This window comes from Flammeovirga sp. AWQ4_249 (genome assembly GCF_056161045.1).
In genome coordinates this window covers 13,217-27,127 of sequence record NZ_JBSWYJ010000037.1, presented here as the reverse complement: position 1 = coordinate 27,127, position 13,911 = coordinate 13,217, and the positions used below count along the sequence as shown (strand labels likewise).

Genomic DNA, 13,911 nt, shown 5'->3' with positions numbered 1-13,911 from the left:
CCTTTTTCATTTTAAAAGAATTCATTTTCATTTAAAAAAGCCTAAATTTGCAACACACAACATTATACATACTATACCGATGCATATTTGGGAAAAGAAATCGAAAGAAGAAATTAGGCAACGTGTGTTTAAAGCCTTAGATGAAAATACTGACTACTTTGGAAATAACTCATTAGGTGTTCCTGGCTCTCACCTTGATAGTAAAGTTTTTCCAGAAGATGCTCCTTTTTTAAAAGAAACACCTTTTATAACTTCTCTACTTCATAATCCAAACCATATTGGATGTCATACGCAAGGAGAAAGTGAAAGTTTCTTCAAGGGTACTCAAGAAATTGAACGTGAATTGATTGAAATTTGTGGCGTTGATATATTAAATGCTGCTCCAAAATCTATCGATGGTTATGTTGCTGCAGGTGGAACTGAAGCAAATATGCAGGCAATTTGGATCTATAGAAATTACTTTAAAGAAGATCATCAAGCTAAAAATAATGAGATCGCAATCATTGGTTCTCAAGATAGTCATTATTCAATGGCAAAAGCTTCGAATATCCTTTCTTTATCGTACTATCAAGTTAATGTTTCTGATGATCAAAGAGCTTTACAAGCTGATTCAATGGAAGCAATTTTAGATAAAGCCATTGGGGAAGGGAAAAAATACTTTATTGTCATTGCCAATATGATGACCACTATGTTTGGCTCTGTAGATGATGTTGAAGTTTATACAAATGCTTTAAAGAGAAGAAATCTACCTTTTAAGCTACATGTAGATGGTGCATACGGTGGATTCATTTTTCCTTTTTTACATAAAGTTCATGCCTTAGATTTTAGAAATGAGGATGTTTCATCAGTGACTCTAGATGCACATAAGATGTTACAAGCACCTTATGGTACAGGTCTTTTCTTAATTCGTAAAGGATGGATGAATTATGCAAATACAAAAGCGGATTATGTACAAGGTGATGATTTTACCATGATTGGTAGTCGTTCTGGTGCTAATGCTATCGCAATTTGGATGATTTTATTGACGTATGGTCCTTATGGAATGCGTGAAAAAATCTTTATTTTAAGTAAAAGAGCTGATTGGTTCACCCATAAACTAGATGAAATTGGTGTCCAATATTTTAGAAGTAAAGATTCCAATATCATTACAATGAGATCTGATAAAATCCCTGCTATTATTGCTAAAAAATATGGATTAGTTCCTGATCGGCATGAAAATCCTTCTTGGTACAAAGTAGTAATCATGGAACATGTAACGATTGAGAAATTAGAGCCTTTAGTTAGAGATATTAAAGCATATATGAAATAAAAATTGGACCATTGTAATAGCGATTATAATGGTCTTTTTTTAAATAAATAGAAGTAATTAAGAATTACCGAGATAAACTGATCGAAAGGTAAGGTTTATTCTTGGGTCAGTTACTTTTTTTGTAACAGGTAGTGAGTGCACCCAATGTTTTTGTGTTTCTCCTTTCATCATTAAAAGAGATCCATGTTCCAACAAAACTTCGACCCTTTCTTTGGTCTCTCGATGTTTGAAATAAAATTTTCTTGGTGCACCTAAAGACAACGAAGCTATTGCTCCATATTCTTTCATTTCTGCTTCATCATCACTATGATACCCCATGCCTTCTTCCCCATTATGATAAAGATTTAAGAGACAAGAATTATATTTTTCTTTGGATTCTCTTTCGACTATTCTTTGTAATTCTAATAATTCAGGTGTAAGAATATTGGCTGTTCTTGTCACGCCTCCATATTTATAATCGTAGGCACTTGTTCCATACCATGCCATTTTTCTTTTCATGACAATTTCTTTCCCGTACATTTTGACTACATCCGATTGCCAATGAGCTGTTTTAATGAGTTTTTGAAAATACTCAAAAGCGATTGTAGGTTGTATTATTTTTCCATGATAAAAAACGGCTCCATCATAAGGAAGTAAATTCTTATTTTTATCTGTAGGTTGATCAAATAAGGATAGCATCGTTTAATTGTTTTAAGAAATTTTCAGCGGCATTCAAAAGTACTTCTTTTTTCTCCGCATTCATATTATTGTATGTCTTAAATAACATTCCTAATCGTGGATTTGATCCTAGTTTATCCTTTTGTTCGTGCATAAATCGCCAAAATAATCCATCCCAAACTTGTTGCCATTCTCCTTTTTTGTAGTCACTCATTTTTAATACATAATTACTACTACTAATGTAAGGTTTGGAAGCCATCAATCCTCCATCAGCAAATTGACTCATTCCATATACATTAGTGACCATAACCCAATCGTATGCATCAATAAATAATTCCATAAACCATTGATACACTTCATTTGGATCAAATTCACATAGCAACATAAAATTACCCAATACCATCAATCTCTCAATATGATGGCAATAACCTGTTGTCAATACCTTTTGGATTGTATTGTCTATTGGATGAATACCCGTTGTTCCATTATAAAATGACTTAGGGATTTTCCTTTTAAAATTAAAATAATTGCGTGTTCTTTCTTCTCTTCCTTTTGCTTCGTACAGCCCTCTAACAAATTCTCTCCATCCTATGATTTGTCTAATCAAACCCTCAGTTGAATTTAAAGGAATATTATCAAAAGTATAATGCTTGATAATTTGCTCGATCACATAATTAGGTGTCAATAAACCTACATTTAAAAGTGGAGAAAGTAAACTATGATTTAAGATTACTTCCTTTTCTAAAATCGCATCTTCATACAGACCAAATTCATTAAATCTAACTTCTAGAAATTCTTCCAACCAATTTTTAGCTTGTTTGAATGTAGTAGGGTAAACAAATAGGTTTTCTACACTACCATAATTGTTTGGATATTTCTCTTGTACATAATCTAAAGCTTCTTTATAAAAGGAATTTAATTTTAGCTTTGTGATTGTTGGAACTTCTTTATTTTTGGGATATTTTTTTCTATTGTCAGCATCAAAAGACCATTTTCCTCCAACAGGATTTTGTCCTCCTTCTAAGAGTAAATCAAGTGTAATTCTTTGTTTGGTATAAAAATTTGCATGGTGAAATTTCTTTTTATCTTTTTTAAAATAGGCTTCATTTTGTCCTTTAGTATTCAAAAACATAGGACTTTCGTAAACCTTTAACTTGATACCACAGTATTTAGCTGATTTATGGATACGTTGGTTTAGATAGTCATCTACAGGATCAATTAATACTATTTCATTGTGATGAAGTTGAATATAATCTTGAACTATATTTTCAATCTTTGAGGATTCTTTTTTCTTTTTACCCCAATAGATTACTTCATATCCTTTTTCCTCTAAAAATGATGCATATTGAAGCATAGATGCTCTATGAAAAATAAGTTTTTGTTTATGAAAAGGATATTGATTAAAAAATAAAAACTCTTCTATCAACATAAACTTATTACATCCTGATTTGAATAAAGGTGAGTCTTCAAAAAGTTGATGTGGAAAAATTAATGCAATCATTTATATAGCGGCTTTTGATGTTTTGTTTCTTGTATGCAATGTTAGGATCTTCTCTTTATGTTGTCTGACTTCTGGTGAGTTCTTGAAAGAATATATTCTAGTACGTGCTTCTTTACCACTTTCTTTTAAGTCTACAATGGGATCAGGATAATAAAACTCATGAATTCCTGCAAAAGCTTTGTCTAATCGTGTCATTTCCCAAGGTTCATGTATAAAACGATGGGGTATATCTTTTAATTCTGGCACCCATTTTTTTATAAAAATGCCATCAGGATCGTGGTCTTGAGACTGTTTCACTGGGTTGTAAATTCTTATAGTATTAATTCCCGTTGTACCTGCCTGCATCTGAAATTGGGTATAATGAATACCGGGTTCATAATCCAAAAATAATTTAGCTAAATGATACACACCTAGTCGCCAATCTTGATCTAAATGATGACACAAGAAACTAACTAGCATTGCACGCATTCTAAAATTGATCCAACCCGTTTGAGCAAGACAACGCATACAGGCATCTATCAAAGGAAAACCTGTTTCTCCTTTTTTCCATGCTTCTAGTTTGTGTTGATCGTTTTTATGCTTCAGAAGCTCAAATCCCTGATTTAAACATTTAGTTTCGTAAGTACACTCCACTTCAAATTTTTGAATAAAATGACAATGCCATTTTAATCGTGTTAAAATGCCGTTGAATGCTCTTTTATGATTTGCTCTATTAGGATGTTGACTTATATATTGATATGCCTGACGTACAGACAAGTTCCCCCATGCTAAATATGGAGAAAGTCTACCACAACTAATTCTACTTTCAGTTGGTTTTGAAATGTGATAGCTGTAATTCTTCCCTCTTTCATTGACAAATGACTCTAGATATCGCCAAGCGTACTTTTCACCAGCGGGCTGGAAATTATCACTATATTTACCAATCACATTTTTGAAAGATGCTGGAAGTTTAAATGGATGATTAATACTAATTTCATCCCTTAATGTATATTTATTCTTAATGATGCTACTCTTCATGTTTGCAGACCACTCTTTATCCCAACCTTCTCTGTTTGTTATACCACGGATTATACCATCCCTTTGAAATTCCTTCCAAGTAATAGAGTTTTGAGAGAAAAAATTATGCAAGAGCAGATCTCTTTTATAAGTTACAGCGATACCGCTTTCTTGATAGCTAAATATATTTTCAATTGTATATCGTTCTTGTAAAAAAGTAAACACGTTCAAAGCTTCTCCATAAAATAATTGTACCTTTTTGTTGTATCTACGTAATCTAATATTCATCTCCATGATGGAGTGTTGTATAAACTGTAAATGTCTTTGTGAGGTGTCTTTATAAGTTATGATTGAAGGCTCATAGATATAAATGATAAGGTAAGGTAAAGAGTCATTTTCGGCATGGTATAATGGTGCGTGATCTTGTGTTCTTAAATCACGTTTCAACCATACTAAGTTAATTTTTTGAGAAACAGTCATAATTAGTAGAATCTTTTGCTGATCTTGTTATTTGTAATCAAACGTTGTCTACTACATTTAAATCGAGTTACTTCAGGCAGTCTTTTGGCGGAATGTTTAAGGCTTTTTCCAGAATGAACGCGTTTTCTCCACCTTTTAAAACTTGTTAATCGTAGATTATTACGCATTAATTTTATCACTTCGGATTCTGAAATCCCAAATTGAATATTAATCGCTTCAAAAGGTGTTCTATCTTCCCAAGCCATTTCAATAATTCTGTCTAACTCTTCATCGTTTAAAGTAGTAATCATAATGTAGAAACTAGAAAGAATTAATTTTGTTTAATGTTTTTGTTCTTTAATTAAACAAACTATAATGTATGTAATGTTATCTGATGGCTTTTTCTTAATTGTTTTGGAGTAATCCCAAATTCTTTTTTAAATGAATTAGTAAAATGACTTGAATGAGTAAAACCTAATTCATCTACAATTTCAACTATTGATACATCACTATTTATCAGCATGTTATATGCTTTATCAATTCTTGCTTTTTTGACAAATTGATGTGGGCTGGTCCCAAAAACTTTCTTAAAATTTCGATGTAAATTGGCATGACTTACCCCGAATTTTTTTATTAACTCTTTTATTTCCACATTTTCTGATAAATCATTAATTAAAAAGTTTCGGATTTCTATCATCTGATTGTAATTATAGTCTGAAATACCATAATCAGACGTTTCTGTAAATCTATGTTTTACTTGAAGAAGAAATAAGGTAATGACTTCTAGAGACTTGGCAGTACTTAATCCTATTACTCCTTCATCTGAATCTTGATATTTAAAAATAGCGTCTATACAGGATTTAACATGCGGAAGCATTCTTTCATGGACAATTATTCGTTTGTTCTCATCATGAAGCTTCATTAATTGTAAATCTGAAAGTGTTGTATAATGGAATAGAACATCAAATCTTAATCTAACTGAAACTAATTCCACATACTGTCCTGCAGGTACAACAGTATCCAAAGAATATCCTGTATTGTATAGAACAACTTCATCTACCTCCCCAAATTCACCAAAAGTTAATGTCTTTTTTTCTGTATCAATTGTTGTTTTATTTTTTAGAAATTTAATAATAATCCACTTTTCATCTTTATATTCATCATAATAGATTTCTTGATTAAATACGGATTTCAATACTGAAACTTCAAACCCTGGAAGTAAATCATAATACCCTAAGTAGATCTTATTTTTTCCTTCATCATTTCTAAAACTATATTTATTATAAGCGGCTTTTGGGTAAAATTCTTTTAAACCTTCAAATACTTTTTCTATGTTTCCTTCCCTAGTATTCCATTTAAGTTGACTTTTCATTGAACAGTGATATTTTTATGCAATAGTTTCATATTTTCATGTAAATCTCTATTTAAGTTACATCATAAATTTGTAAAAGTAAGATAAAAGAAAAAGTAAGTGTAGAGTTTACACAACTCTATTTATCATTCTATAAGCAAATTTACGGAGTAAATATGATATATAAAGCAACAAACTATGCTATGTTATTGGTATGCAGTTTTCTGTATTCAATAACATCAGTAGCACAAGAGATTTTACCTTTCCCTCAAGAGGCATCTCAAAGCAAAGCAGGTGTAAATATTAAAACTTCAAGTTACGTAAGGTCAAAACCTACCAAACACCTTCCTGATGATGCACCTAATATTTTGGTCATCTTAATAGATGATGCCGGTCCAGGAACAGCTTCAGCTTTTGGTGGAGAAATCAATACTCCTGCCCTAACGAAGGTAGCTAATATGGGTATTTCCTACAACCGCTTTCATTCTACTGCGATGTGTTCACCGACAAGAGCCTCATTATTAACAGGACGTAATCATACTAAAATTGGCAATGGTCAAATTGCAGAATTTTCTAATAACTGGGATGGTTTTACAGGGGTAATTCCTAAAGAATCTGCTACAGTTGCAGAAGTATTAAAACAATATGGCTATAGTACAAGTGCTTTTGGTAAGTGGCACAATACTCCTACGGCAGAATCTTCGAGCATGGGACCATTTGACCGTTGGCCGTCTGGCTATGGGTTCGAATATTTCTATGGATTCTTAGGAGGAGAAGCATCTCAATATGAACCTCATTTAATTCGAAATAATTCTTATGTCGAACATCCTGAAACATCTGGTGGCCATGATTATTATCACTTAACAGAAGATATTGCTGATGATGCAATCCATTGGATCAGAGAACAAAAGGCTTTTGCTCCAGATAAACCTTTCTTTATGTACTGGTCTCCGGGTGCTGTTCATGGTCCTCATCATGTAACAAATGAATGGTCTGACAAATACAAAGGCAAATTTGATGATGGTTGGGATGAATACCGTAAACGTACTTTTGCAAGACAAAAAGAAATGGGTTGGATTCCTGAAAATACCATCCTTACAGAAAGAGATAGCACAATGGATGGTTGGGATGATATTCCAGAAAATCAAAAAGATTTCCAACGTAAATTGATGGAAGTATATGCTGGGTTTGCTGAGCATACTGATGTAAATGCTGGTAGAATTATCGACGAATTAGAACGTCTTGGAGAGTTAGATAATACCTTAATTTTCTATATCTGGGGAGACAATGGTTCTTCTTCTGAAGGACAAAAAGGTACAATCAGTGAAATTATTGCCTTAAATGGTATCCCTAGTGATATTGATGATCACATGAAAGCCTTAGACGATTTAGGTGGTTTGGATGTATTAGGCTCAAATAAAACAGATAATATGTACCATGCAGGATGGGCATGGGCTGGTAGTACACCTTATAAAGGCACTAAGTTACTTGGTTCTCACTTTGGTGGAACTAGAAACCCAATGGCAGTTGCTTGGCCTAAGAAAATCAAAGCTGATAAAACACCTCGTTCACAGTTTCATCATGTAAATGATATAGTACCTACCATTTATGAAGTTGTGGGTATTCAAGAGCCACTAGAAGTCAATGGTTACCATCAGATGGAAATTGATGGAGAAAGTTTAGCCTATTCTTTTAATGATCCTGAGGCTGAAGGACATTTAAAAACACAATTCTTTGATATCATGGGTAGTCGTGGTATTTATGCTGATGGTTGGTATGCATGTACAATTGGACCAAGAAAACCATGGCAACAAGGTATTCCAAAAGGTATTGCTACATGGACTCCAGAAAATGATATTTGGGAATTATACAACCTAAATGAAGATTGGTCACAAGCCAATGATTTAGCTGCTCAGAATCCTGAGAAGTTAGCTGAAATGAAAGATTTATTCTTAGTAGAAGCAACGAAAAATAAGGATTTACCAATTGGTGGTGGTTTATGGTCTGTCATTTATCATCCAGAAGACGCTCCTCGTTCAAATTATACGGAATGGAATTTTGAAGGAAATATGACGGGAATGCCAGAATTTAATGCCCCAAGATTAGGAGCTGCATCAAATATTGTTACTGTAGATTTAGAAGCTCCCAAAAAAGCAGAAGGTGTGGTGTATGCACTTGGTGGTTTCTCTGGAGGAATCTCATGTTTTATCCAAAATGGCTTCTTGATCTACGAACAAAATTTATTTGAGATTAAAAGAACAAGAATCAAATCAAACATTAAAGTTCCTAAAGGAAAAGTAAAAATAGAGGTGATTACCAAGATGGAATCTCGCAGACCAAGAGCTCCCTATTCTGTTACCTTAAAAATTAATGGAAAAGAAGTAGGACAAGGAAGAATTGAAACTTCTGCTCCTATTGGTTTCACTGCTAATGACTGTTTTGATATTGGGTCAGACCACTTCAGCCCTGTATCCACTCTTTATTTTGATAAAGCGCCATATACTTTTAATGGTGAAATTATCAAAACGAATGTCAAATACGTTCAATAGTTATCCATTTAACCCTTCCAAACATAGTTTTGGAGGGGTTATTTCTATTCTGATACTTTTATACAATAACTCTATATTTTATTGCAAATAATCCCATAAAACACACTGTACATTTGTAATGTAATCAATAAATAGGTCGACACTTTAGACCAAATATGAGACCTCTCATACACAAAAAATTACATTAGAAATGAAAAAAAACATTACTAAACTCGAATTGCTAGTTGCTTTCTTATTCACTTTAAACTTGAATGGATTTGCACAAGAAATTTTACCTTTTCCAGAAAAAAAATCTGGAAGTAAAGCAGGAGTTAATCTAAAGACTTCTACGTATGTCAATACAAAACCTGAAAAACATATTAAAGAGAATGCTCCCAATATATTAGTCATCTTGATTGATGATATTGGAGGAGCAACTACTTCAACTTTTGGTGGAGAAATTAATACACCTAACCTTTCTAGAGTAGCAGACATGGGTGTTTCTTACAATAGATTCCATACCACAGCCATGTGTTCACCAACGAGAGCATCAATCCTTACTGGTAGAAACCATACAAAAGTTGGTTCTGGTCAAGTAGCTGAATTTGCAAACAATTGGGATGGTTATACAAGTGTTATCCCTAAAGAATCAGCAATGATGGCTGAAGTATTAAAAGATTATGGTTATAACACTTCAGCATTTGGTAAGTGGCACAACACTCCAGTAGAAGAAACGTCAAGCGTAGGTCCTTTTAATCATTGGCCAAATGCTTATGGTTTTGAATATTTTTATGGATTCTTAGGTGGTGAAGCCAACCAATATGAACCACACTTAGTAAGAAATAATACCTATGTTGAACATCCAGAAACTTCAGGTGGTCACGATTACTATCACTTAACAGAGGATTTAGCAGACGATGCCATCAAATGGTTGAGAGAGCAAAAAGCATACTCTCCAGATAAGCCTTTCTTTATGTATTGGTCTCCAGGAGCTGTGCATGGTCCTCATCATGTAACAAGAGAATGGAGCAAGAAATACGAAGGTAAATTTGACGATGGTTGGGATAACTACCGCAAGAGAGTTTTCGAAAGACAAAAAGAAATCGGTTGGGTGCCTGAAAATGCAGTATTGACAGAAAGAGATTCAACTATGGATGCTTGGGAGGATATTCCCGAAAATCAAAGAGAATTCCAATCTCAATTAATGGAAGTATTTGCTGGTTTTACAGAACATACAGATTATAATGTCGGTAGAATTATTGACGAATTAGAAGCTCAAGGTGAATTAGACAATACATTAATTTTTTATATCTGGGGTGATAATGGTTCATCTTCAGAAGGACAGAAAGGAACTATTAGTGAATTATTAGCTTTAAATGGTATCGAGAGTAATATTGATGATCATATCAAAGCATTAGATGAACTTGGTGGATTAGAAGTATTAGGTACAGACAAAACACATAACATGTATCATGCAGGATGGGCATGGGCTGGAAGTGCTCCTTACAAAGGAACAAAATTAGTAGCTTCGCACTTTGGTGGAACTAGAAACCCAATGGTAGTGGCCTGGCCTGAAGGAATTAAACATGATAGTATTCCTCACGCACAATTCCACCACGTAAACGACATTGTTCCTACAGTCTATGATGTAGTGGGTATAGAAGCTCCACAAGTAGTCAATGGTCATACTCAAACAGAAATTGATGGTGTAAGTATGGCTTACTCTTTCAATGATGCTAAAGCAGAAGGTCAATTAAAAACACAATTCTTTGATGTGATGGCTAGTAGAAGTGTCTATTCTGACGGTTGGGTAGCTTGTACATTTGGACCAAGGAAACCATGGCTTCAAGGCTATCCAAAAGGAATAGCTACTTGGACTCCTGAACAAGACCAATGGGAATTATATAACATCAACGAAGATTGGACAGAGTCAAATAACTTAGCGGATAAATACCCTGAGAAATTAGAAGAAATGAAAGAGCTTTTCTTAGTAGAAGCAACTAAATATGATGATTTACCAATCGGTGGCGGTATGTGGTCAGTGATCTATCATCCAGAAGACAGACCTAGAACACCATACAACGAGTGGGATTTTACAGGACCAATGGTAAGAATGCCTGAGGGTATCGCCCCAAGATTAGGTAGTATGACAACTAAAGTAGACATGGACGTGGAAATGCCGAAAAATGGTAATGGTGTATTGTATGCTTTAGGTGATTTCTCTGGTGGTATTTCAGTCTTTATGAAAAACGGTTACTTATACTATGAGTTTAACTTGTTTGAAGTTCACCGTTACAGATTCAAGTCTGCACAGAAGATCAAAACAGGTAATGTTAAGGTAGAAGTTGTTTCTACAATGACTTCAATGAAACCGAAAGCACCAATGAATGTTGTGATTAAAGTAGATGGTGTGGAAGTAGCTTCAGGTAATGTTCCAATCACTGCTCCTGTAGGATTTACAGCTAATGATTGTTTAGACCTTGGAACAGATTTAGGTAGCCCAGTATCAACAATGTATTATGATAAGGCTCCTTACAAATTCAATGGTAAGATTATAAAAACTCATATTGAGTATACAAAATAATAATTTGATAAAACTTCATTTAAATAGATAATATAACCCACTTATCAAATTGGTAAGTGGGTTATTTTATTTCAAAATTTCTCATTGATATTTTTATGCTTTTGTTACATATTTTTAAGCAAAAGATACCATGATAATTACCTTATTTTTGGATTAGTGAAAAAGAAGAAATCATAAGATGGTTTAATGTAAATAGGTGATTTATTTAAAGTGAGCTATTTCAATTAGTGATACTAACCATATTATATAAAAGCCTAATTTCATTCATCACTATGAGTTATAGTTTTTTATATAATTCTTACTCCACTGACAAAAACTTTATAAGTACAAAAGCAACTAAGCTTTAACTAACATAATCGACAATCAAAAAAGTATGTATGAAAATGAAAGAAATTAAATTAATAATTCTAGTTACCTTATTGATTGGTATTGGGTATCTTATGTATAAACAAAACTATAAAAAGATACCAGAAGACAACTATACCATAAAAACATCTTTTATGGATAATCTTTTAGATACTCGTTATCTAGAAATTTATGTAATTGGAGGGAATAGATTAAATAGCACTTTTACAGCAAATTGTTATAATTCCACACATTTTAATCTAGATAAAGATGTTGATAATTCAGCACCACAAAGTCTAATGAATAAGTTAGATATCTCTAAAATTACTGAAGAGTTTAATGCTTTTAATACATATATCAATGGTCCGAGGGCATGGTGTATTGATTGGTTAAAATCAGATTCAGGGAAAACTAGAAATTTTAATGGATTAAAAGCAAAATGGATTGCCTCTCTAGAAATGGTAGATCCTTTTCAATTTAATAAAGAAAAAAAACCTTTCAATACATTTACTTTCGATAGTAATGCCTATATAGGTTTCAGAAAAGGCACAAAAGTATTCTTACTCAATGATTCATTGGGTAATACATGGATAATGCAATCATTCAACTTGAAAAGTAATCCATCATTAAACCATAGTGATATTTCAAAAGCAATGAAAGAATTAAATTTACCTAAAGGGTGGAATTATAGCGTTACTCAATTGGATAAAGAACTTATTCTACACTCTGAATCAGGTTTCTCTAAAGCAATCCTAGATGACCACGAAAATATATATGAGTTAACAGGAAAGGGATATAGTAATTATGTCCCAAAATAGAAACATTTTATTGATATTTTCATGCAATTAAAACGTATTTTTATATATTAATATCACTTTAATAACACTCATATTTGTAATATCATTAAAACAAAAAACACAAATATGAAAAAGTTAGTCTTATTTATTAGTTCTTTACTAATCCTTATTATTGGTTATTTTACTTATCATAAATTGGTAAAAGAAATCCCTAATGATGGGCAAAAAACAGAATTACTTCAATTAAAAAATATATTAGATTATAGATACTTAGAGGTTTTAGTTATTGGAGGAGACGCGGCAACTGAAGATTTGCATGGTGCATGTTATAATACAACTACTTATAATGGTGAAACTCCTAAAAATAAAAACTCAGCACCTCAAAATTTAGTTGATCAATTAAACACAAAAGAAATTGCGAAAGAAATGGGAGGTTTCACTTCTTTCATCAATGGACCTAGAGTTTGGTGTTTAGATTGGATTAATGTTCAAGCAGGTAAAGTAAGAGAGTTTAATGGTTTAAAAGCACGATGGGTTGCTTCTTTGAATTTAAAGCATCCAAACACATTTAGCCATGGGAAACCACCTTACCTTATTTCCTCTATTAAAAGAAATAATTCATTTGGAATTAATAAGGGAACAACCGTTTTTCTATTAGATGACGATAAAGGAAATACATGGGTCATGAAATCTTATAGTTTAAAGTATGATCCGACAATGAATCGAGAAAAAGTACCAGCAATGATGTCTCTACTGAAGTTACCAAAAGGCTGGAACTATAGAGTCGTAAAGTTAGAAAAAGATTTAGTTTTAAAACCTGAAACGGGAGTAGCAATGATTGTTTCTGATGATAAAGATAATGTATATGACAGAACAGGTGTCGGTTATAGTAATTACAGACCATAGGCAATTCATATCTAAAATATATTTCAAATCTAATCAAATACTAATCGATGGTCTAATATTCAAACTGATTTGATAGTATTATGTAAAAGTATGGCTCTTTTTTACAAAAATAAATCATTACATTTTAAGATTTTTGTAATAGAGAATTTAGAGATTCTTTAATAAAGTTTGAAATATGAAAATACCTCTCATTTATAATGGGAGGTATTTTTTTTGAACATAAATGTTATTGACCTACAAAAATATTGATAGCTCATGTCTAAAAGAAAGAGAGTATCATTATGATATTTTTATGCAAAAAGTGGAGAAAAACAAGCAATAAAAGATAGCAATTTTGAAATATCTTTGTAGTGTAATCAAAATAGAGAAACATTTTGAATAGAATTAAGAAAGCTTTTTATATTTACACCTTTCATTTATTAAATGGAAGGTGTTTTTTTTAATGCAATAATAAATACTCTATGTGCTTTATAGAGTT

The 13,911-nt window shown here is 32.5% G+C and carries 10 protein-coding genes; 5 read left to right on the top strand and 5 right to left on the bottom strand.

Annotated elements, in window-relative coordinates:
- Positions 1-79 precede the first annotated feature (79 nt).
- The gene (locus ACXAHM_RS20390) at positions 80-1,309 is read left to right on the top strand and encodes a pyridoxal phosphate-dependent decarboxylase family protein (protein ID WP_474964028.1); all 1,230 of its coding nucleotides are present in this window, start codon (positions 80-82) and stop codon (positions 1,307-1,309) included.
- 57 nt (positions 1,310-1,366) lie between these two features.
- Here the strand turns inward: ACXAHM_RS20390 and ACXAHM_RS20385 are convergent, their stop codons facing one another.
- Genes ACXAHM_RS20385 through ACXAHM_RS20365 form a run of 5 tightly spaced genes read right to left on the bottom strand, consistent with a single transcriptional unit; the run spans position 1,367 to position 6,294 of the window.
- A complete protein-coding gene (locus tag ACXAHM_RS20385; RefSeq protein ID WP_474964025.1) occupies positions 1,367-1,987 on the bottom strand; it encodes an alpha-ketoglutarate-dependent dioxygenase AlkB family protein in 621 nt (206 codons plus the stop codon).
- Positions 1,971-3,467, bottom strand: coding sequence for a cryptochrome/photolyase family protein (locus ACXAHM_RS20380; protein ID WP_474964022.1), 1,497 nt, complete (start codon positions 3,465-3,467; stop codon positions 1,971-1,973). Before ACXAHM_RS20380 ends, ACXAHM_RS20385 begins: the two co-directional genes overlap by 17 nt.
- A complete protein-coding gene (locus tag ACXAHM_RS20375; protein ID WP_474964019.1) occupies positions 3,468-4,943 on the bottom strand; it encodes a cryptochrome/deoxyribodipyrimidine photo-lyase family protein in 1,476 nt (491 codons plus the stop codon). It abuts the gene before it with no gap.
- A 2-nt stretch (positions 4,944-4,945) separates the two neighbouring features.
- The gene (locus tag ACXAHM_RS20370; protein WP_474964017.1) at positions 4,946-5,233 is read right to left on the bottom strand and encodes a TIGR03643 family protein; all 288 of its coding nucleotides are present in this window, start codon (positions 5,231-5,233) and stop codon (positions 4,946-4,948) included.
- 59 nt (positions 5,234-5,292) lie between these two features.
- Complete coding sequence (locus tag ACXAHM_RS20365) at positions 5,293-6,294, bottom strand: helix-turn-helix domain-containing protein (protein WP_474964015.1); 1,002 nt, start codon at positions 6,292-6,294, stop codon at positions 5,293-5,295.
- A gap of 155 nt (positions 6,295-6,449) precedes the next feature.
- On the opposite strand from ACXAHM_RS20365, the gene ACXAHM_RS20360 reads away from it, so the two are divergent.
- The 4 genes from ACXAHM_RS20360 (at position 6,450) to ACXAHM_RS20345 (ending at position 13,433) form a co-directional block, all read left to right on the top strand.
- The gene (locus tag ACXAHM_RS20360) at positions 6,450-8,822 is read left to right on the top strand and encodes an arylsulfatase (RefSeq protein WP_474964013.1); all 2,373 of its coding nucleotides are present in this window, start codon (positions 6,450-6,452) and stop codon (positions 8,820-8,822) included.
- Positions 8,823-9,012: 190 nt separating this feature from the next.
- Complete coding sequence (locus ACXAHM_RS20355; protein ID WP_474964010.1) at positions 9,013-11,385, top strand: arylsulfatase; 2,373 nt, start codon at positions 9,013-9,015, stop codon at positions 11,383-11,385.
- Between the two features lie 383 nt (positions 11,386-11,768).
- The gene (locus ACXAHM_RS20350) at positions 11,769-12,548 is read left to right on the top strand and encodes a hypothetical protein (protein WP_474964007.1); all 780 of its coding nucleotides are present in this window, start codon (positions 11,769-11,771) and stop codon (positions 12,546-12,548) included.
- A gap of 105 nt (positions 12,549-12,653) precedes the next feature.
- Positions 12,654-13,433 carry a hypothetical protein gene (locus ACXAHM_RS20345; protein WP_474964003.1) on the top strand — a complete coding sequence of 260 codons (780 nt, stop codon included), beginning with the start codon at positions 12,654-12,656 and terminating at the stop codon, positions 13,431-13,433.
- Positions 13,434-13,911: the final 478 nt, after the last annotated feature.